10 protein-coding genes, 1 tRNA gene and 3 rRNA genes are annotated in these 21,689 nt (G+C 66.1%); 3 read left to right on the top strand and 11 right to left on the bottom strand.

Going from position 1 to position 21,689, the window contains the following annotated elements; all coding sequences use genetic code 11:
* Window positions 1-155: 155 nt before the first annotated feature.
* Together GTY67_RS26805 and GTY67_RS26800 are read right to left on the bottom strand one after the other, a co-directional pair.
* On the bottom strand, window positions 156-839 hold the full coding sequence (locus GTY67_RS26805; RefSeq protein WP_093692369.1) for a response regulator: 684 nt from the start codon (window positions 837-839) through the stop codon (window positions 156-158).
* Window positions 840-1,083: 244 nt separating this feature from the next.
* Window positions 1,084-6,516, bottom strand: a complete 5,433-nt coding sequence (locus GTY67_RS26800) for a HAMP domain-containing protein (protein ID WP_161280553.1) — start codon at window positions 6,514-6,516, stop codon at window positions 1,084-1,086.
* A 400-nt stretch (window positions 6,517-6,916) separates the two neighbouring features.
* On the opposite strand from GTY67_RS26800, the gene GTY67_RS26795 reads away from it, so the two are divergent.
* The gene (locus GTY67_RS26795; RefSeq protein ID WP_161280552.1) at window positions 6,917-9,544 is read left to right on the top strand and encodes a SpoIIE family protein phosphatase; all 2,628 of its coding nucleotides are present in this window, start codon (window positions 6,917-6,919) and stop codon (window positions 9,542-9,544) included.
* A gap of 60 nt (window positions 9,545-9,604) precedes the next feature.
* Here the strand turns inward: GTY67_RS26795 and GTY67_RS26790 are convergent.
* From GTY67_RS26790 to thyX, 7 genes are all read right to left on the bottom strand, one after another.
* A tRNA-Thr gene (locus GTY67_RS26790) sits at window positions 9,605-9,677 on the bottom strand.
* Between the two features lie 182 nt (window positions 9,678-9,859).
* Window positions 9,860-9,976 (bottom strand): 5S ribosomal RNA (gene rrf, locus GTY67_RS26785).
* A gap of 79 nt (window positions 9,977-10,055) precedes the next feature.
* Window positions 10,056-13,180: ribosomal RNA gene (locus tag GTY67_RS26780) — 23S ribosomal RNA — on the bottom strand.
* Window positions 13,181-13,487: 307 nt separating this feature from the next.
* Window positions 13,488-15,013 (bottom strand): 16S ribosomal RNA (locus GTY67_RS26775).
* The 16S, 23S and 5S rRNA genes sit together here with 1 tRNA gene alongside, the layout of an rRNA operon.
* Window positions 15,014-15,656: 643 nt before the next feature.
* A complete protein-coding gene (locus GTY67_RS26770) occupies window positions 15,657-17,342 on the bottom strand; it encodes a ribonuclease J (RefSeq protein ID WP_030569288.1) in 1,686 nt (561 codons plus the stop codon).
* Between the two features lie 139 nt (window positions 17,343-17,481).
* The gene (gene dapA / locus GTY67_RS26765; RefSeq protein ID WP_018512715.1) at window positions 17,482-18,381 is read right to left on the bottom strand and encodes a 4-hydroxy-tetrahydrodipicolinate synthase; all 900 of its coding nucleotides are present in this window, start codon (window positions 18,379-18,381) and stop codon (window positions 17,482-17,484) included.
* A 152-nt stretch (window positions 18,382-18,533) separates the two neighbouring features.
* Entirely contained in the window at window positions 18,534-19,271 is a 738-nt protein-coding gene (gene thyX, locus GTY67_RS26760; RefSeq protein WP_030569294.1) for an FAD-dependent thymidylate synthase, read from the bottom strand.
* A gap of 197 nt (window positions 19,272-19,468) precedes the next feature.
* On the opposite strand from thyX, the gene GTY67_RS26755 reads away from it, so the two are divergent.
* Both GTY67_RS26755 and GTY67_RS26750 read left to right on the top strand, forming a co-directional pair.
* Window positions 19,469-19,708: a hypothetical protein gene (locus tag GTY67_RS26755; protein WP_093692943.1), complete on the top strand. Its 240-nt coding sequence runs from the start codon at window positions 19,469-19,471 to the stop codon at window positions 19,706-19,708.
* Window positions 19,709-19,826: 118 nt separating this feature from the next.
* Window positions 19,827-20,378, top strand: a complete 552-nt coding sequence (locus GTY67_RS26750; protein WP_093692942.1) for a hypothetical protein — start codon at window positions 19,827-19,829, stop codon at window positions 20,376-20,378.
* Between the two features lie 85 nt (window positions 20,379-20,463).
* On the opposite strand, the gene GTY67_RS26745 is transcribed toward GTY67_RS26750, so the two are convergent.
* The gene (locus GTY67_RS26745) at window positions 20,464-20,916 is read right to left on the bottom strand and encodes a tetratricopeptide repeat protein (RefSeq protein WP_093692941.1); all 453 of its coding nucleotides are present in this window, start codon (window positions 20,914-20,916) and stop codon (window positions 20,464-20,466) included.
* 9 nt (window positions 20,917-20,925) lie between these two features.
* Window positions 20,926-21,678 carry a 4-hydroxy-tetrahydrodipicolinate reductase gene (gene dapB, locus GTY67_RS26740; protein ID WP_161280551.1) on the bottom strand — a complete coding sequence of 251 codons (753 nt, stop codon included), beginning with the start codon at window positions 21,676-21,678 and terminating at the stop codon, window positions 20,926-20,928.
* Window positions 21,679-21,689: the final 11 nt, after the last annotated feature.

Genomic DNA, 21,689 nt, shown 5'->3' with positions numbered 1-21,689 from the left:
TGGTTCACCCGACCGTGTCGCCGCCCGATGACCGGGAACTGACGCGCCCTCATGGCGAGGAGCACTCCGGGCCCGGCCCGAAGCACCCCTGATCCGCACGAATCGCCCCCGCGTTCCGCTGCTGGACCGGTCCCGCGTTCTCCTGCTGCGAGGCCCTAGTTCTGAGCGGGCAGGATCCCGGCGCCGCCGCCCGTACCCGGCTCCAGCGCGTCGAGGGCGCGGCGCAGGCCGGTCAGCTTGCGTTCGAGATGGGCCGCCGTGGCGACGGCTGCGGCATCGGCGGACTCGTCGTCGAGTTGCTTGGAGAGGGCTTCCGCCTGCTCCTCGACCGCCGCGAGCCGCGCGGAGAGTTCGGCCAGCAGACCGGCCGGCTCCTTCTCGTGCTCGCCGCCCGTGTGCCCGTCGCCCTCCAGCTGGAGCCGCAGGAGCGCGGCCTGCTCACGGAGCTTGCAGTTCTTCATGTACAACTCGACGAAGACCGAGACCTTGGCGCGCAGCACCCACGGGTCGAACGGCTTGGAGATGTAGTCCACCGCGCCGGCCGCGTATCCCCGGAAGGTGTGGTGCGGGCCGTGATTGATCGCGGTGAGGAAGATGATCGGGATGTCCCGGGTCCGCTCCCGCCGCTTGATGTGGGCGGCGGTCTCGAAACCGTCCATGCCCGGCATCTGGACGTCCAGCAGAATGACCGCGAAGTCGTCCGTGAGCAGCGCTTTGAGCGCCTCCTCCCCTGACGATGCCCGGACCAGTGTCTGATCGAGCGCAGAGAGGATGGCCTCCAGCGCCAGCAGATTCTCCGGCCGGTCATCGACCAGGAGGATCTTGGCCTTCTGCACCATGGCCCGTCCTCCTCGCCCCGGAAATGCACCGGGTGCCGCCCCAGGGGACGACTCCCTTACGCCGTCCGTCCTTGTGCCGGTCATGGTAGCCGCACCCCGCCTGTCACCACACCCTGTCACCGCGATGTCACTGTGCACATACCGCAAACGCGGTGCGAGACCAGAAGGTTCCCCGGATGCAGGGCGTTCACACCCGTTCGCGCACAGTCGGTCAGCAACTCACGCTGATTCGTTCAGATTCTCATCACTCTCCGTGCATCCACTGCTCCATCACCGCGAGCAGATGATCGGGATCGACCGGCTTCGTCACATAGTCGGAAGCACCGCAGTCGATCGCCTTCTCCCGGTCGCCCTTCATCGCCTTCGCGGTGAGCGCGACGATCGGCAGCCCGGCGAACTGCGGCATCCGGCGGATCGCGGTCGTGGTCGCGTAACCGTCCATCTCGGGCATCATGATGTCCATCAGTACGACCGTCACATCGTCGTGCTGCTCCAGGACTTCGATCCCCTCGCGGCCGTTCTCCGCGTACAGGACGGCGAGCCCGTGCTGCTCCAGGACGCTGGTGAGCGCGAAGACGTTACGGATGTCGTCGTCGACGATGAGCACCTTCTCGCCCCGGAACCGGAACGTCCGCCGGGGTGCCGGAGCCTCCTCCGTACCGGCCGGACTCCCCTGCACCCACTCCTCCTGCGGGGCGCTCTCCCCGGCCGGCCGCCCGGCGGGCAGTGCGGGCCGTCGGGCCGCGTCCCCGAGGGCCTTGCGCCGCCGCCGGAACACCCCGGCGGAGTTGGCCGGGTCGCCGAGCGGGGCCGAGTCGCCGTTGGGCGACCCCTGCCCGTTCTCGGACCCGCCGCCCAGCCCCTCGCTGGAACCGGAACCCACCTGGGGGTAGCCCTGGGGAGGCAGTTCGGCGCGGTGCAGCGGCAGGTACAGGGTGAAGGTGGAGCCCCGGCCCGGCTCGCTCGCCGCGTGGATCTCACCGCCGAGCAGCCGTGCGATCTCCCGGCTGATGGAGAGCCCGAGACCGGTGCCGCCGTACTTGCGGCTCGTCGTGCCGTCCGCCTGCTTGAACGCCTCGAAGATCACCAGCATCTTGCTGGAGGCGATCCCGATCCCCGTGTCGGTGACCGAGAAGGCGATCAGATCGGCGTCCGCGTCCCGCAGTGAACCGGCCTCCAGCAGGTGTTCCCGGATCGCGTTCGGCACATCGGCGCCGGCCGGCCGGATCACCAGCTCCACCGCCCCGCTGTCGGTGAACTTCACCGCGTTCGACAGCAGGTTGCGCAGCACCTGGAGGAGGCGCTGCTCGTCGGTGTGCAGCGTCGCGGGAAGCTCCGGCGAGACCCGTACGGAGAAGTCGAGGCCCTTCTCCGCGGTGAGCGGGCGGAAGGTCGCCTCCACGTAGTCGACCAGCTGGACCAGCGCGATCCGGGTCGGGCTGACGTCCATCTTGCCCGCCTCGACCTTGGAGAGGTCCAGGATGTCGTTGATCAGCTGGAGCAGGTCGGAACCGGCCCCGTGGATCGTCTCGGCGAACTCGACCTGCTTCGGCGACAGATTGCCCTCGGCGTTGTCCGCCAGCAACTTGGCCAGGATCAGCAGCGAGTTGAGCGGCGTACGCAGCTCGTGCGACATGTTCGCCAGGAACTCGGACTTGTAGCGCATCGAGACCGCGAGCTGCTCGGCGCGCTCCTCCAGGACCTGCCGCGCCTCCTCGATCTCGGTGTTCTTGACCTCGATGTCGCGGTTCTGCTGGGCCAGCAGCTCGGCCTTCTCCTCCAGTTCGGCGTTGGACGCCTGGAGGGCCTTCTGCCGGTTCTCCAACTCCTGCGAGCGATCGCGCAGTTGCTCGGTCAGCTCCTGGGACTGCTCCAGGAGCTTCTCCGTCTTGGTGTTGACGCTGATCGTGTTCACGCTCGTCGCGATCATCTCGGCGAGCTGGTTGAGGAAGTCCCGCTGGATGTGCGTGAACGGCTGGAACGAGGCCAGTTCGATCACGCCGAGCACCTTGCCCTCGAAGAGCACCGGCAGCACGATCACATGCGCGGGCGGCGCCTCCCCGAGACCGGAGGAGATCTTCAGATACCCCGGCGGGACGTTGTCGACCTGGATCGTCCGCTTCTCCTCGGCCGCCGTCCCGATGAGCGTCTCACCGGGCCGGAACGAGGTCGGCATCGACCCGGCGGAGTAGCCGTAACTCCCCCGCATCCGCAGCTCGTACGAGCCGTCGTCGCCGTTGTCCGGACCCACCTCGTCCGAGTCGCCCGGCGACATGGCCAGGAAGAACGCGCCGTGCTGCGCCGAGACCACCGGCGTCAGCTCGCTCATGATCAGCGAGGCCACGTCGTCCAGATCGCGGCGGCCCTGCATCAGACCGGAGATCCGGGCCAGGTTGCCCTTCAGCCAGTCCTGCTCCTTGTTGGCGAGGGTGGTGTCGCGCAGGTTGGCGATCATCGTGTTGATGTTGTCCTGGAGGACCTGGATCTCGCCGGCCGCGTCCACATCGATCTTCAGGTTCAGATCGCCGCGGGTGACGGCCGTGGCGACGGCCGCGATGGCGCGCACCTGCCGGGTCAGGTTCCCGGCCATCTCGTTCACCGACTCGGTGAGGTCGCGCCAGGTGCCGTCCACGTCCCGCACCCGCGCCTGACCGCCCAGCTGCCCTTCGGTACCCACCTCGCGGGCGACCCGGGTCACCTGGTCGGCGAACGAGGAGAGCTGGTCGACCATCGTGTTGATCGTGTTCTTCAGCTCCAGGATCTCGCCCCGGGCGTCGATGTCGATCTTCTTGGTCAGATCGCCCTTGGCGATGGCCGTGGTGACCGTGGCGATCTGGCGCACCTGGCCGGTCAGGTTGGAGGCCATCGAGTTCACGGACTCGGTGAGGTCCTTCCACGTCCCCGACACTCCCGGCACCCGGGCCTGGCCGCCCAGCTCACCTTCCGTACCCACTTCACGGGCCACACGCGTGACCTCGTCCGCGAACGAGGACAGCGTCGTCACCATCGTGTTGACGGTGTCGGCCAGCTCCGCGACCTCGCCGCGCGCCTCCACGGTGACCTTCTTCGTCAGGTCGCCGTTGGCGACCGCTGAGGAGACCCGGGAGATGTTCCGTACCTGGCTGGTCAGGTTGTTGGCCATCAGGTTGACGTTGTCGCTGAGGTCCTTCCAGATGCCGGTCGCCCCGCGCACCCGCGCCTGACCGCCGAGGATGCCCTCGGTACCCACCTCGCGGGCCACGCGCGTGACCTCGTCCGCGAAGTTGAGCAGCTGGTCGACCATCGTGTTGACGGTCGTGACCAGTTCGAGGATCTCGCCCTTGGCGTCGACGGTGATCTTCTTGGAGAGATCGCCCTTGGCGACGGCGGTGGTGACCTCGGCGATGTTGCGGACCTGGAGGGTCAGGTTGTTCGCCATGCCGTTGACGGACTGGGTGAGGTCCTTCCACGTACCGGATACGCCCTGCACCTCGGCCTGTCCGCCGAGGATGCCCTCCGTACCCACCTCGCGGGCGACCCGCGTCACCTGCTCGGCGAAGTTGGAGAGCTGGTCCACCATCGTGTTGAGGGTGTTCTTGAGCTCCAGGATCTCGCCGCGCGCGTCCACGTCGATCTTCTGCGACAGGTCACCGCGCGCGACCGCCGTGGCGACCTGCGCGATGTTACGGACCTGGGCGGTGAGGTTCCCCGCCATCCCGTTCACCGAGTCGGTGAGATCGCGCCACACCCCGGCCACACCGGGCACCTGCGCCTGACCGCCGAGCCGCCCGTCCGTACCCACCTCGCGGGCCACGCGGGTCACCTGGTCGGCAAAGGCCGAGAGCTGGTCGACCATCGTATTGATGGTGTTCTTGAGCTCCAGGATCTCGCCCCGGGCATCCACGTCGATCTTCTGCGACAGGTCGCCCCGCGCCACCGCCGTCGTCACCTGGGCGATCTGCCGCACCTGGGAGGTGAGGTTGCCGGCCATGAAGTTGACGGAGTCCGTCAGCTCCTTCCACGTACCCGAGACGCCGTCCACGCGCGCCTGGCCGCCGAGGCGGCCCTCGGTGCCCACGTCCCGGGCCATCCGCGTCACCTGGTCGGCGAAGCTGGAGAGCTGCGCCACCATCGTGTTGACGGTGTTCTTCAGCTCCAGCATCTCCCCGGCCACATCCACGGTGACCTTCTGGGAGAGGTCGCCGTTGGCGACGGCCGTGGTGACCTGGGCGATGTCCCGGACCTGGCCGGTCAGGTTGCGGAAGGCGGTGTTCACCGAGTCGGTGAGGTCCTTCCACGTCCCGGCGGCGCCCGGCACCTCGGCCTGACCGCCGAGCCGGCCCTCGACGCCGACCTCCCGGGCGACGCGCGTCACTTCGGAACCGAAGGACTGAAGCTGGTCCACCATCGTGTTGACGGTGTTCTTCAGCTCCAGCATCTCCCCGGCCACGTCGACCGTGACCTTCTGCGACATGTCACCGCTGGCCACCGCGGTCGTCACCTGCGCGATGTCGCGCACCTGGGTCGTCAGATTGCGGAAGACCGTGTTCACCGAATCGGTGAGGTCCTTCCACGTCCCGGCAGCGCCCGGCACCTGCGCCTGGCCGCCGAGCAGACCCTCGCCACCGACCTCGCTCGCCACACGTGTCACTTCGTCGGCGAAGGTGCGCAGCGTCTCGGTCATCTGGTTGATCGTCTCGGCGAGCTGGGCGACCTCGCCGCGCGCGCTCACCGTGACCTTCTGCGTCAGGTCACCGCTGGCGACCGCCGTCGTCACCTCGGCGATGCCACGCACCTGGGAGGTGAGGTTGCCCGCCATCGTGTTGACGGAGTCGGTGAGGTCCTTCCACACCCCGGCCACACCGGGCACGGTCGCCTGACCGCCCAGCTCGCCTTCCGTACCCACCTCACGGGCGACGCGCGTCACCTCGGAGGAGAACGAGGACAGCTGGTCGACCATCGTGTTGACGGTGTTCTTCAGCTGGAGCATCTCGCCGGCCACATGGACGGTGACCTTCCGCGACAGATCACCCTTGGCGACCGCCGTCGTCACCAGCGCGATGTCACGGACCTGGGCGGTGAGGCGGTACGCCATGGTGTTGACGGAGTCCGTGAGGTCCTTCCAGGACCCGGACATGCCCCGCACCTGCGCCTGCCCGCCGAGCTTGCCCTCGGTGCCCACCTCGACGGCGACGCGCGTCACCTGTTCGGTGAAGACCGACAGCTGGTCGACAAGGTTGTTGACCGTACGGGCGACCTTCAGGAACTCCCCGCGCAGCGGGCGCACCGTCTCGTCCGTCGTGTGCGACCGCAGCTCCATCCGCTGCTCCAGGTCACCGTCGGCGACCGCCGACAGCACCCGGCCCACCTCGGAGACCGGTCGCGCGAGATCGTCGACGAGCTCGTTGGAGGCGTCGATCGCGGCCGCCCAGGAGCCCTCGCAGGCCCCCGTCTCCAGCCGCTCGGTGAGCTTGCCCTCACGCCCGACAACCCGCCGTACCCGCGCCAGCTCACCCGTGAGGTGGAGATTGCGGTCGGCGACCTCGTTGAAGACCGCCGCGATCTCCGTCATCACGCCGTCGCCGGAGACGGTGAGCCGCCTGCGGAAATTGCCGTCGCGCATCGCCACGAGACCCGCCAGCAGTCTGTTCAGAGCTGCCGCGTCGACCTCGACGGTGCCATTGCGCTGCTTTTTCACGGACTGTCCGCCTTTTGTACGCGTTTCTGAACCCCGCGCCGCCACGCCAGACTCCACCGTGTCCCTCCCGCAGGGGTTGACCGTTTCGCTCGGGCCTATCCGGAAGCTTGCCCAGTTCCACTTTGGACCACCGCCACAGCACACCGTCAACGGGCGACCGGGCGGACGTCAAATCGTTGCAACGTACCAGGCCGGAACAGGTCGGCGGGCAACCTCCCCCGGTTGCACCCCCTCACTCCCACCGGCGGACATACTCGTGCGCCCGCGCACGACTCCTGCGGCGTCCTGTCCCGATCTCGGCCCTCGTGTACCCGGCACCCTTGCCGAACGTCTAGCCTGGCAAGCGAATCGAAGCGGCGAGAAACGGGCACAGGACTCGGGGAAGCGACGAGACACCAATATGGGGAGTGCTGTGATCACCGCGCGCGCGGCCGCCACCTTCGAACCGGTCGGGCGCTCGGTCGCGACCGCCCGCGCCTTTGTCCGGGACACCCTCCAGGGGTGGGGGTACAACGATGTCGTCGACGACGCCGTCGTCCTCACCAGCGAGCTCGTCACCAACGCCGTGGTCCACGCGGGAACGGCGGCCGACGTGCTCTGCCTCCGTACCGAGGACGGCGTACGCGTCGAGGTCGCCGACCACTACCCGGAGCGTGAGGTCCCGCTCCAGAGCAGTGGCCTCGACTTCGGCTCCCCGGACCGCGAGAACGGCCGCGGCCTGCTGCTCTGCGCCGCCCTCGCATCCCGCTGGGGCGTCGAGTACACCCCCACCCGCAAACATGTCTGGTTCCAGCTGGACCTCCCCGAGCGCCCGGTCGGCATCCGCTCCGCCGGACCGCTCCTGCCGACCCCGCTGCTGCCCGTCGCGGACCAGCGCGTACGGGTCGCCGTCGTCCAGATCGACCACTCCGGGTCGATCGCCGCGTGGAACGACGACGCGGCCTTCCTCTTCGGGCACGCGGCGGACCAGGTCGCCGGCAAGCAGCTCACCGACTTCGTGGCCTGGCCGCACACCCCCGGCACCAACACCGGCATCGCCGACGCGCTCCGGCTCTCCCGCTGGGAGGGCAGCTACGGGATCCGCTGCGCCGACGGCCGCGTCACCCCCGTCTACGCCTCACACCTGCGGGTCCGCGACACCGACGGCGAACCGTCCACGGTCTGCCTCCTCGTCCGCGACTACGAACGCGCGGTCCTCCAGTCCCCGGTCCGCGCCCCGGTCTCCGACTCCGCCTCCGAGAACCGCTCCACGGACCCGTTCGAGGTCTTCATCGGCTCTCCCGCCCCCGACGACCTGGACGGCCTGCTCCAGCGGACGGTGGAGCGGGCCCGCGACATGCTGGACGCGGACTCCGCGTTCCTCCTCCTCGCCACCGACGACGAGACGGAGCTGGAGGTCCGCGCCACGACGGGCCTCCCCTCGGCCCGCCAGCGCTTCGCGAGAGTCCCCGTCGAAGCCGGAACGGGACGCTACGGCTCCGCCCGGATGCCCGCGGTCCATGAGGACCTGACCGCCGTCCCCGGCGCCGTCCCCCTGCTCACCGACACCGGGATGCGCTCGGTCGTCACGGTCCCGCTGAAGGTCGAGGGACGCCTCACCGGCTCCCTGGGCGTCGCGGCCGAGGCCCCGGGCCGCTACTCGAACGAGGAGGCCCTGCGCCTCCAGTTCGCCGCCGACCGCATCGCCCTGGCCGTGGAGTCCGCACGCCTCGGCGAGCTGGAACGGCTCCGCCGCGGCTCGCTCTCCTTCCTGGTGGAGGCCTCCGACCTGCTGGCCGGCACCCTCGACCGCGACCAGACCCTGGCGCTGATGGCCCAGATGACGGTCCCGACCCTCGCCACCTGGTGCGCGGTCTACACGATCGCGGACCAGTCCTCGGACCCGTACCTCTCGTACGTGCTCCACGAGGACGAGGACCTCATCGACGGCCTCAAGGCCCTGCTCTCCAAGATCGCCCCGCCCGACCCGGTCCCGACACCGGGCGCCCGCATCTGGGCCGCCCCTTCGGAGGCCGGCCACCGGGCGGCGCTGTCCACCTCCACCCGCAGCCTGGACCACGATGCGCCGCTGAGCATGTCCACGGCCACCCGCACCATCCTCGCCACGGCCCAGGCGGTCGGCGGGGAGACCGTGGTCCTGCCGCTGGTCGCCCGCAACCGCGTGATCGGCATGCTGACGCTCGGGAAGCCCTCGGACGACCACTTCCGCCAGGAGATCCTGGAACTGGCCGAGGACCTCTCCCGCCGGGCCGCCCTGGCCCTGGACAACGCGCGCCTGTACTCGGAGCGCATGGCGATCAGCCAGTCCCTCCAGCGCAGCCTGCTGCCCCCGGGCCTCCCCGACGTCCCGAACGTCGAGATCGAGGTCATCTACCGCGCCGCGGGCGAGGGCAACGAGGTCGGCGGCGACTTCTACGACGTCTTCCCGATCCACGACGGCGCGTACGGCTTCGCCATCGGCGACGTCTGCGGTACGGGCCCGGAGGCGGCCGCCGTCACCGGCCTGGCCCGCCACGCCCTGCGCCTGCTCGCCAAGGAGGGGTTCACCGGCCCCGCGGTCCTGGAGCGCCTCAACGCGGCCATCCTCGACGAGGGCGCCCGCAGCCGCTTCCTGACCCTCCTGTACGGCGAGCTGTGGCCCCAGGAGGACGGCAGCGCCCTCCTGAAGGTGGTCTGCGCCGGCCACCCGCTCCCGCTGCGCCTGCGCCAGGACGGCTCGGTGGAGTCGGCGGCCGAACCGCAGCCCCTGCTCGGCGTCCTGGAGGACCTGGAGCTGTACGAGCAGGAGGTCACCCTGAACCCGGGCGACGTCCTCCTCTGCGTCACCGACGGCGTCACCGAACGCCGCGAGGGCACCCGCATGCTCGGCGACGACGGCCTGGCGGAGGTCCTGTCGACCTGTACGGGCCTGACGGCCGGAGCGGTCGCCGCACGCATCCTGCGGGCCGTGGAGCGCTTCGCGGCGGAGCCCGCCTCGGACGACATGGCCATCCTGGCGATGCGCGTCCCGGAGCCGTCCCACGTCTGATGTGAGGCCACAAACGCGAAAGGCCCCCGCCAGTGGCGGGGGCCTTTCGCTTTCTTTCTGAGCCCCAATGCGGAATCGAACCGCAGACCTTCTCCTTACCATGGAGACGCTCTACCGACTGAGCTATTGGGGCCTCGCTGCGCTGTGGCAACGAGGTAAACCATACACGGGATCCGGGGATGCGCATAATCGCGGTCGGCACGAGTTTTGCGGGCCTGCGGGCCCTGCCGCCGGCCGGAGGGAAGGGGTCTGCGCCTGATCCTGGAACGCAGAAAAGCCCCGCACCATACGGTGCGGGGCTTTCCCGGAAAAATTGTTCGGCGGCGTCCTACTCTCCCACAGGGTCCCCCCTGCAGTACCATCGGCGCTGAAAGGCTTAGCTTCCGGGTTCGGAATGTAACCGGGCGTTTCCCTAACGCAATGACCACCGAAACACTATGAAATTAACCAACACCGGATGAAAACACGGCCGTTCGTTATTTCAGAACTAACACAGTGGACGCGAGCAACTGAGGACAAGCCCTCGGCCTATTAGTACCAGTCAGCTCCACCCGTTACCGGGCTTCCACATCTGGCCTATCAACCCAGTCGTCTACTGGGAGCCTTAACCCCTCAAGAGGGTGGGAATACTCATCTCGAAGCAGGCTTCCCGCTTAGATGCTTTCAGCGGTTATCCTTTCCGAACGTAGCCAACCAGCCATGCCCTTGGCAGGACAACTGGCACACCAGAGGTTCGTCCGTCCCGGTCCTCTCGTACTAGGGACAGCCCTTCTCAATATTCCTACGCGCACAGCGGATAGGGACCGAACTGTCTCACGACGTTCTAAACCCAGCTCGCGTACCGCTTTAATGGGCGAACAGCCCAACCCTTGGGACCGACTCCAGCCCCAGGATGCGACGAGCCGACATCGAGGTGCCAAACCATCCCGTCGATATGGACTCTTGGGGAAGATCAGCCTGTTATCCCCGGGGTACCTTTTATCCGTTGAGCGACAGCGCTTCCACAAGCCACTGCCGGATCACTAGTCCCGACTTTCGTCCCTGCTCGACCCGTCGGTCTCACAGTCAAGCTCCCTTGTGCACTTACACTCAACACCTGATTGCCAACCAGGCTGAGGGAACCTTTGGGCGCCTCCGTTACTCTTTAGGAGGCAACCGCCCCAGTTAAACTACCCATCAGACACTGTCCCTGATCCGGATCACGGACCCAGGTTAGACATCCAGCACGACCAGAGTGGTATTTCAACGACGACTCCACAACCACTGGCGTGGCCGCTTCACAGTCTCCCACCTATCCTACACAAGCCGAACCGAACACCAATATCAAACTATAGTAAAGGTCCCGGGGTCTTTCCGTCCTGCTGCGCGAAACGAGCATCTTTACTCGTAGTGCAATTTCACCGGGCCTATGGTTGAGACAGTCGAGAAGTCGTTACGCCATTCGTGCAGGTCGGAACTTACCCGACAAGGAATTTCGCTACCTTAGGATGGTTATAGTTACCACCGCCGTTTACTGGCGCTTAAGTTCTCAGCTTCGCACACCCGAAAGTGCACTAACCGGTCCCCTTAACGTTCCAGCACCGGGCAGGCGTCAGTCCGTATACATCGCCTTACGGCTTCGCACGGACCTGTGTTTTTAGTAAACAGTCGCTTCTCGCTGGTCTCTGCGGCCACCCCCAGCTCAAGCAGCAAGTGCTATCACCAGTGATGGCCCCCCTTCTCCCGAAGTTACGGGGGCATTTTGCCGAGTTCCTTAACCATAGTTCACCCGAACGCCTCGGTATTCTCTACCTGACCACCTGAGTCGGTTTAGGGTACGGGCCGCCATGAAACTCGCTAGAGGCTTTTCTCGACAGCATAGGATCATCCACTTCACCACAATCGGCTCGGCATCAGGTCTCAGACTTCATGCACGACGGATTTACCTACCGTGCGTCCTACACCCTTACCCCGGGACAACCACCGCCCGGGCTGGACTACCTTCCTGCGTCACCCCATCGCTTACCTACTACAAGTCTGGTTCATCGGCTCCACCACTACCCTCAACTCCGAAGAGATCGGGCCGGCTTCACGGACTTAGCATCGCCTGATTCAGTACTGGGCGTTTCAAAGCGGGTACCGGAATATCAACCGGTTGTCCATCGACTACGCCTGTCGGCCTCGCCTTAGGTCCCGACTTACCCTGGGCAGATCAGCTTGACCCAGGAACCCTTAGTCAATCGGCGCACACGTTTCTCACGTGTGTATCGCTACTCATGCCTGCATTCTCACTCGTGAACCGTCCACAACTCGCTTCCGCGGCTGCTTCACCCGGCACACGACGCTCCCCTACCCATCCCAGCCCCCGTTGGGGGTACATGCTGGAATGACACGACTTCGGCGGTACGCTTGAGCCCCGCTACATTGTCGGCGCGGAATCACTTGACCAGTGAGCTATTACGCACTCTTTCAAGGGTGGCTGCTTCTAAGCCAACCTCCTGGTTGTCTCTGCGACTCCACATCCTTTCCCACTTAGCGTACGCTTAGGGGCCTTAGTCGATGCTCTGGGCTGTTTCCCTCTCGACCATGGAGCTTATCCCCCACAGTCTCACTGCCGCGCTCTCACTTACCGGCATTCGGAGTTTGGCTAAGGTCAGTAACCCGGTAGGGCCCATCGCCTATCCAGTGCTCTACCTCCGGCAAGAAACACACGACGCTGCACCTAAATGCATTTCGGGGAGAACCAGCTATCACGGAGTTTGATTGGCCTTTCACCCCTAACCACAGGTCATCCCCCAGGTTTTCAACCCTGGTGGGTTCGGTCCTCCACGAAGTCTTACCTCCGCTTCAACCTGCCCATGGCTAGATCACTCCGCTTCGGGTCTAGAGCGTGCAACTAGTTCGCCCTGTTCGGACTCGCTTTCGCTACGGCTTCCCCACACAGGTTAACCTCGCTACACACCGCTAACTCGCAGGCTCATTCTTCAAAAGGCACGCAGTCACGACTGCATGTGCAAGCACATACAGCGACGCTCCCACGGCTTGTAGGCACACGGTTTCAGGTACTATTTCACTCCGCTCCCGCGGTACTTTTCACCATTCCCTCACGGTACTATCCGCTATCGGTCACCAGGGAATATTTAGGCTTAGCGGGTGGTCCCGCCAGATTCACACGGGATTTCTCGGGCCCCGTGCTACTTGGGTGGTTCTCAAGCAAGCCGTTGATGTTTCAGCTACGGGGGTCTTACCCTCTACGCCGGACCTTTCGCATGTCCTTCGCCTACATCAACGGTTTCTGACTTGCCGACCAATCGGCAGATTGATCAAGAGAACTCCCACAACCCCGTATGCGCAACCCCTGCCGGGTATCACACGCATACGGTTTGGCCTCATCCAGTTTCGCTCGCCACTACTCCCGGAATCACGGTTGTTTTCTCTTCCTGAGGGTACTGAGATGTTTCACTTCCCCTCGTTCCCTCCACACTGCCTATGTGTTCAGCAGCGGGTGACAGCCCATGACGACTGCCGGGTTTCCCCATTCGGAAACCCCCGGATCAAAGCTTGGTTGACAGCTCCCCGGGGACTATCGTGGCCTCCCACGTCCTTCATCGGTTCCTGGTGCCAAGGCATCCACCGTGCGCCCTTAAAAACTTGGCCACAGATGCTCGCGTCCACTGTGCAGTTCTCAAGCAACGACCAGCCACCCATCACCCCGTCCTTACAGACGAGTTCACTGGGGCCGGCGTCGAAGGCAGCCTTTACGGCCATACCTTCAGACACCCAACAGCGTGCCCAGTACCTCGAATTCACTCGGTCCGCTTTCCACGCCCCGAGGGGCAGTACTCACGACCCGGATGAACCACCCGGTACTGAATAGTCAACGTTCCACCCATGAGCTGACCACCGTCGAACATTTGCCGACGTAGTGGCTCTGGATCCCCGAAGGGATCTAGATGCTCCTTAGAAAGGAGGTGATCCAGCCGCACCTTCCGGTACGGCTACCTTGTTACGACTTCGTCCCAATCGCCAGTCCCACCTTCGACAGCTCCCTCCCACAAGGGGTTGGGCCACCGGCTTCGGGTGTTACCGACTTTCGTGACGTGACGGGCGGTGTGTACAAGGCCCGGGAACGTATTCACCGCAGCAATGCTGATCTGCGATTACTAGCAACTCCGACTTCATGGGGTCGAGTTGCAGACCCCAATCCGAACTGAGACCGGCTTTTTGAGATTCGCTCCGCCTCGCGGCATCGCAGCTCATTGTACCGGCCATTGTAGCACGTGTGCAGCCCAAGACATAAGGGGCATGATGACTTGACGTCGTCCCCACCTTCCTCCGAGTTGACCCCGGCAGTCTCCTGTGAGTCCCCATCACCCCGAAGGGCATGCTGGCAACACAGAACAAGGGTTGCGCTCGTTGCGGGACTTAACCCAACATCTCACGACACGAGCTGACGACAGCCATGCACCACCTGTATACCGACCACAAGGGGGGCACCATCTCTGATGCTTTCCGGTATATGTCAAGCCTTGGTAAGGTTCTTCGCGTTGCGTCGAATTAAGCCACATGCTCCGCTGCTTGTGCGGGCCCCCGTCAATTCCTTTGAGTTTTAGCCTTGCGGCCGTACTCCCCAGGCGGGGAACTTAATGCGTTAGCTGCGGCACCGACGACGTGGAATGTCGCCAACACCTAGTTCCCAACGTTTACGGCGTGGACTACCAGGGTATCTAATCCTGTTCGCTCCCCACGCTTTCGCTCCTCAGCGTCAGTAATGGCCCAGAGATCCGCCTTCGCCACCGGTGTTCCTCCTGATATCTGCGCATTTCACCGCTACACCAGGAATTCCGATCTCCCCTACCACACTCTAGCTAGCCCGTATCGAATGCAGACCCGGGGTTAAGCCCCGGGCTTTCACATCCGACGTGACAAGCCGCCTACGAGCTCTTTACGCCCAATAATTCCGGACAACGCTTGCGCCCTACGTATTACCGCGGCTGCTGGCACGTAGTTAGCCGGCGCTTCTTCTGCAGGTACCGTCACTTTCGCTTCTTCCCTGCTGAAAGAGGTTTACAACCCGAAGGCCGTCATCCCTCACGCGGCGTCGCTGCATCAGGCTTTCGCCCATTGTGCAATATTCCCCACTGCTGCCTCCCGTAGGAGTCTGGGCCGTGTCTCAGTCCCAGTGTGGCCGGTCGCCCTCTCAGGCCGGCTACCCGTCGTCGCCTTGGTAGGCCATTACCCCACCAACAAGCTGATAGGCCGCGGGCTCATCCTTCACCGCCGGAGCTTTTAACCCCGTCCCATGCGGGACAGAGTGTTATCCGGTATTAGACCCCGTTTCCAGGGCTTGTCCCAGAGTGAAGGGCAGATTGCCCACGTGTTACTCACCCGTTCGCCACTAATCCACCCCGAAAGGCTTCATCGTTCGACTTGCATGTGTTAAGCACGCCGCCAGCGTTCGTCCTGAGCCAGGATCAAACTCTCCGTGAATGTTTACCCGTAATCGGGTGCACACACACGAGAGCGGAACAAACCGGTCGGAATAAGACCCGTTGTTCACAGCGTCCTCGCTGTGTAATTGCCTGCCCGTGTGCCGCCGAAGCGACCCGGTGCAGGACTTTCAAAGGAACCACCAACCTGCACCAGGTGCAGGCCGGGGTATCAACATATCTGGCGTTGACTTTTGGCACGCTGTTGAGTTCTCAAGGAACGGACGCTTCCTTCGGTCCCGTCTCACCGGGGCCCTCCGGGCGCTTCCCTTCGTTTTTGTTTCTTGTCTTGCGTTTCCGACTTTATCAGACTCTTTCGTGTCCGATTCCCGGTCGAAGCGGGGTGCTTTCGAGGTTCTTCGCTTTCGCGTGTTTCCTTTCCGGCGGTTCCAACTTTACCAGACTCTTTTTCGTTCCGTTTCCGGTCCGAATTTGATTTCCGGTGGCCTGTGGAGTGGCCTTGCCTTTCGGCGGATCCGACTTTATCAGAGATTCTGAGTCGGAATTCCCGCCCCCATCCAGGTTGTCCCCGGCGCACGAGTGCGCGCGGTGCTTCCCGGTCGGGCGGAGCCGTAAACGTACTGGAGCGGGGCGCCCCGATGCAAATCGAGGGGCCCCGCTCCCGTACGCGCTGGTCAGAGGGGTCAGACCTCGACGACGACCGGGAGGATCATCGGGCGTCGGCGGTAGGTGTCGGAGACCCACTTGCCGACGACGCGGCGGACCATCTGCTGGAGCTGGTGGGGCTCCATCACGCCGTCCTGGGCCGACTTGTCCAGGGCTTCCTGGATCTTCGGGGTGACGCCGACGAACGCGTTGTCGTCGATACCGGAGCCCCGGGCCTGGATGTGGGGGCCGCCCACGATCTTGCCGGAGGAGCTGTCGACCACGATGAAGACCGAGATGATGCCCTCGTCGCCGAGGATGCGGCGGTCCTTCAGGGAGGTCTCGGTGACGTCGCCGACGGAGAGGCCGTCGACGTACACGTAACCGGCCTGGACCTTGCCGACGATCTTGGCCTTGCCGTCGATCAGGTCGACGACCACGCCGTCCTCGGCGATGACGATGTGGTCCTTGGGCACGCCCGTGAGGGCTCCCAGCTCGGCGTTGGCCCGCAGGTGGCGCCATTCGCCGTGGACCGGCATCAGGTTCTTGGGCTTGCAGATGTTGTAGAAGTACAGCAGCTCGCCGGCCGAGGCGTGGCCCGAGACGTGGACCTTGGCGTTGCCCTTGTGGACGACGTTGGCGCCCCAGCGGGTCAGGCCGTTGATCACGCGGTAGACCGCGTTCTCGTTGCCGGGGATGAGGGACGACGCCAGGATCACCGTGTCGCCGGGAACGATCCGGATCTGGTGGTCGCGGTTGGCCATCCGGGAGAGGGCGGCCATCGGCTCGCCCTGCGAGCCCGTGCAGACCAGCACGACCTCGTCGTCCGGGAGGTCGTCGAGGGTCTTCACGTCGACGACCAGGCCCGCGGGGACCTTGAGGTAGCCGAGGTCACGGGCGATGCCCATGTTGCGGACCATGGAGCGGCCGACGAAGGCGACACGGCGGCCGTACTCGTGGGCGGCGTCCAGGATCTGCTGGATGCGGTGCACATGGCTGGCGAAGCTCGCCACGATGATGCGCTTCTGGGCGTTGGCGAAGACCGTGCGCAGGACGTTGGAGATGTCGCGCTCGGGCGGTACGAAGCCGGGGACCTCGGCGTTCGTGGAGTCCGAGAGGAGGAGGTCGATGCCCTCCTCGCTCAGACGCGCGAACGCGTGGAGGTCGGTGAGCCGGCCGTCCAGCGGGAGCTGGTCCATCTTGAAGTCACCGGTGGCCACGGCCATGCCCGCGGGGGTGCGGATGGCGACCGCGAGGGCGTCCGGGATGGAGTGGTTGACCGCGATGAACTCGCAGTCGAAGACGCCGATGCGCTCGCGCTGGCCCTCGGTGACTTCGAGGGTGTACGGGCGGATGCGGTGCTCCTGGAGCTTCGCCTCGATGAGCGCGAGGGTCAGCTTCGAGCCGATGAGCGGGATGTCCGGCTTCAGGCGCAGCAGGTAGGGCACGCCGCCGATGTGGTCCTCGTGGCCGTGCGTGAGGACGATGCCCTCGATGTCGTCCAGGCGGTCCCGGATGGTGGTGAAGTCCGGCAGGATCAGGTCGATGCCGGGCTGCTCCTCCTCGGGGAAGAGGACGCCGCAGTCGACGATGAGCAGGCGGCCGCCGTACTCGAAGACCGTCATGTTGCGGCCGATCTCGCCCAGGCCGCCGAGCGGGGTGACCCGCAGGGCGCCCTTCGGGAGCTTCGGGGGGGTACCGAGTTCAGGGTGCGGATGGCTCAAAAGACTCTCCTTAACCACACGCGCCACGTACCGCTGAGGCACGTGGCGCGCATGTCATTCGTGCACTTGCTGTTGTCTTGGGTCGTGCTCTTCGCGAGGTGCCTCGCTCGTCTTCTTCATTCAGTTGTGAAGTCTGTGGTTACAGCTGTACCCCGCCGGCGGCCAGGTCGATCTTGAGCTGGGCCGTCTCCTGTGCGGTGAGCTCCACCAGGGGCAGACGCAGCGGTCCGGCCGGGAGGCCCTGGAGCGTCAGCGCGGCCTTGGTGGTGATCACGCCCTGGGTGCGGAACATGCCGGTGAAGACCGGGAGCAGCTTCTGGTGGATCTCCGTGGCCTTCTGGACGTCGCCGCCCAGGTGGGCCTCGACCAGCGCCCGCAGGTCCGGGGTGACGACATGGCCGACGACGGAGACGAAGCCGACCGCGCCGACCGAGAGGAGCGGCAGGTTGAGCATGTCGTCGCCGGAGTACCAGGCGAGGCCGGACTGGGCGATGGCCCAGCTGGCGCGGCCCAGGTCGCCCTTGGCGTCCTTGTTGGCGACGATCCGCGGGTGGTCTGCCAGCCGTACGAGGGTCTCCGTGTCGATCGGGACCCCGCTGCGGCCGGGGATGTCGTACAGCATCACGGGCAGGCCGGTGGAGTCGGCGATGGCCGTGAAGTGGCGCAGGAGGCCTTCCTGCGGCGGCTTGTTGTAGTACGGCGTGACGGCGAGGAGGCCGTGGGCGCCGGTGCGCTCGGCGGTGCGGGCGAGGTCGACGCTGTGCCGGGTGTCGTTGGTGCCGATGCCGGCGACGACGTGCGCCCGGTCTCCGACCGCTTCGAGCACCGCCCGTACGAGCTGGTCCTTCTCCGCGTCACTGGTGGTCGGGGACTCACCGGTGGTGCCGTTGACGATCAGTCCGTCGTTGCCTGCGTCCACCAGATGGGCGGCGAGCCGCTGGGCGCCGTCGAGGTCGAGAGCGCCGTCCGCCGTGAAGGGCGTGACCATAGCGGTGAGGACCCGCCCGAAGGGGGTCTGCGGAGTGGAGATCGGAGCCATGGGTAACACGCTACTCGCTGCTCAGCGCGTGGTCCCCCCTCGGGGGGACGGGGAAGAGGAGCCCGGCACTGCCTGCTCGGGGGTTCAAGCAGTGCCGGGTCCGTTTGATCAGCCTAGATGAACTTCTCGAAACGCCGCAATACGGACACCGCTTACGGGGCTACTCGTCCATTTTTGTTGAAGGCCGCATGAGTGAGCGGCATGAGCTGCGCCCAGTGGGCTTCCATCTGCTCGCCGACCATCTCGATCTCGCGCTGCGGGAAGGACGGGACCTTCGCCAGCTCGTGCTGGGTGCGCAGCCCGAGGAAGTGCATCAGGGAGCGTGCGTTGCAGGTGGCGTACATCGTCGAGAAGAGGCCGACCGGGAGGACCGCGCGGGCGACCTCGCGGGCCACGCCCGCTGCGAGCATCTCCTGGTAGGCCGCGTAGGAGGCCCGGTAGGAGTCCTCCATGGCGCGGGTGGTGAGGTCGTACTGCTCCTCGGTGCCCTCGACGAACTCGTACTTGCCTGGGCGGCCCTGCTGGACGAGCTTGCGGGAGGTTCCGGGGACGTAGAAGACCGGCTCCAGCTCCCTGTAGCGGCCCGATTCCTCGTTGTACGACCAGCCCACGCGGTGCCGCATGAACTCGCGGAACACGAAGATCGGGGCGCTGATGAAGAAGGTCATCGAGTTGTGCTCGAACGGGCTGCCGTGCCGGTCCCGCATGAGGTAGTTGATCAGCCCCTTGGACCGCTCCGGGTCCTTGGTGACCTCTTCCAGCGACTGCTCGCCGGCGGTGGAGACCCGGGCGGCGAACAGCACGTCCGCGTCGCCTGCGGCGCTTTTCACCAGGTCAACGGTGACATCGCTACGGAAGTGGGGCTTTGCGGGTTCGGGGGTGTCGGTCACCGGCGGGGGTCCTTCCAGGGGCGGCGCTCGGGCGGCGACCACTTTACGGGCCGGGTGGCCGACGCATGCACGAGGCGGTGTCGGGCAGCCGTTCGTGGAGTCCGTCCAACAAGTACGGCGATTCGGGCACCGATCCGGCCGTTCGTACGTCTGACTCATTAGCAGCACCCGCCACTGAGATCAAGGAGAGTTTCCTCATGTTCCGCCGGCGTGAATCCGTCCCGTTCTCGTTCGTCGCCGAGGCCGACCGATTCCGCAGTAATGTCACTCCCCCTCCCGCCCCCCGTGCCAGCGTTCCCGAGCTGCTGGGGCGCTCCCTCGTCGGGCTGACCGTGGTCGCCGGGCTCGTGGGGTCGCTGCTGCTGGGTATTCCGGCACTCGACTCCGGGCAGTCCGCCTCGCACGGCAAGCAGTCCGAGGCGTCCCAGGGCCGCTGAGTAGGTCCCGGGGCCGCTGAACTACTCGTACGGACCCCCTGGGGTGGTCGGGCCGGGGGCCGCCTCGGTAGCCTCACCGGGCACAGCAATCGAGCGTGCTTGTGAGTGAGGATGAGTCGTGCCCCTGCCCTTTCTGACGGCCGACCGCGCATTCGATGCGAGCGCGGAGGACGTTGCGCTGCCGTTCGACGACCACGACAGCTGGCGGCGGCCCTACCGCCCCGGTCCGTGGCGGGTCGCGGCGGCGGCCGGCCAGTTGTTGCTGGCCTCGTTCGTTCTGCTCGCGGCGATGATCATCGCTTTCGCCGGAGCGCCTTCCGGTGCCGTGCTGTGTCTGCTGCTGGCCGGTGCGCTGATCGGTGCCGCTCTGCGGCTCCTGCGGGTCGGCGCGTGGGTCAGCCGGCACGGTGTGCGGCGCGTGGGGTTCTTCCGGACCGCCACGGTGCCGTGGGGGGCCACGGCCTCCGTCCGGACGGTCCAGCAGCCCGTGAAGTGGCTGGGGCTGCCCCGTACGGTGCAGGGCCAGGCGCTGATCGTGACCCGGCAGAACGGTGAGGCGCTGCCGCCGCTGGTCTCCGACCACAACGCGGACTTCCTCGGGCGCGAGGAGGCGTTCGAGCGGGCCACGGATGCGGTGGAGGCCTGGGCGGATGAGTATCGGCACGGGTGAGCCGTTGCCTGTCGGCCGTACGTGAGTGAGCCCGGGGCCCTTGTGGGGGTCCCGGGCTCATCTGCGTACGGCGTGAAAGATGTCCTCAAACGCCGGACGGGCTTGAAGCACGCAGGGCGATTGCCCTCTGCATCGCCTTGCGGGCTCTTGGGGTGTCCCTCGCGTCCTGGTACGCCACCGCCAGCCGGAACCAGGTGCGCCAGTCGTCCGGGGCGTCCTCCGTCTCCTCGCGGCGCCGGGTGAAGACCGCGTCGGCGGCGTCCCGGTCGATGCGGCCGGACGGGGTGCGGGCCAGGTCGTCGACCGGGAGGCCGCCCTCCGCGTCCAGTTCGGCGGCGAGCGCGTTGGCGCGGCGTACGAACTGGGTGTTCTTCCAGAGGAACCAGATCCCGATCACCGGCAGGATCAGTACGGCTACGCCGAACGTGACCGTGAGCAGCGTGCCGTGGCGGATGAGCATCAGGCCGCGGCTGCCGACCAGGACGAAGTAGAGGACCAGGACGGCGGCCGTGACGATGTAGGTGATCTTCGCGCGCATGGGGGCCCGTCAGTTCAGGTCGAGAAAGTGTTCCAGGCCGAAGGTGAGGCCGGGAGTGGTCACCACGCGGCGGACGCCGAGCAGGATGCCCGGCATGAAGCTGCTGTGGTGGAGGGAGTCGTGGCGGATGGTGAGGGTCTCGCCCTCACCGCCGAGCAGCACCTCCTGGTGGGCCAGGAGGCCGCGGAGGCGGATCGCGTGGACCGGGACGCCGTCGACGTCCGCGCCGCGCGCGCCGTCCAGGGCGGTGGTGGTGGCGTCCGGCTGGGGGGCGCTGCCCGCCTTGGCGCGGGCCGCCGCGATGAGCTGGGCGGTGCGGGTGGCGGTGCCGGAGGGGGCGTCGACCTTGTTGGGGTGGTGCAGTTCGACGACCTCGACCGATTCGAAGTAGCGGGCGGCCTGCTCCGCGAACTTCATGGTCAGGACCGCGCCGATGGAGAAGTTCGGGGCGATGAGGACGCCGGTCTCCGGGGAGTTGTCCAGCCAGGTGGTCAGCTGCGCGAGCCGTTCGTCGTTCCAGCCCGTGGTGCCGACGACGGCATGGATGCCGTGTCGGACGCAGAAGTCGAGGTTGCCCATCACCGATGCGGGGGTGGTCAACTCGACGGCGACCTGGGCGCCCGCGTCGGCGAGGGCCTCCAGCTTGTCGCCCCGGCCCAGGGCCGCCACCAGCTCCAGGTCGTCGGCGGCCTCGACGGCTCGTACGGCCTCGGAGCCGATCCGGCCGTTCGCACCGAGAACGGCTACGCGCAGCTTGCTCATCTTGATTCCTT

It is taken from the genome of Streptomyces sp. SID8374 (genome assembly GCF_009865135.1).
Taxonomy (GTDB): domain Bacteria; phylum Actinomycetota; class Actinomycetes; order Streptomycetales; family Streptomycetaceae; genus Streptomyces.
This window is presented reverse-complemented; position numbering and strand designations above follow the sequence as displayed.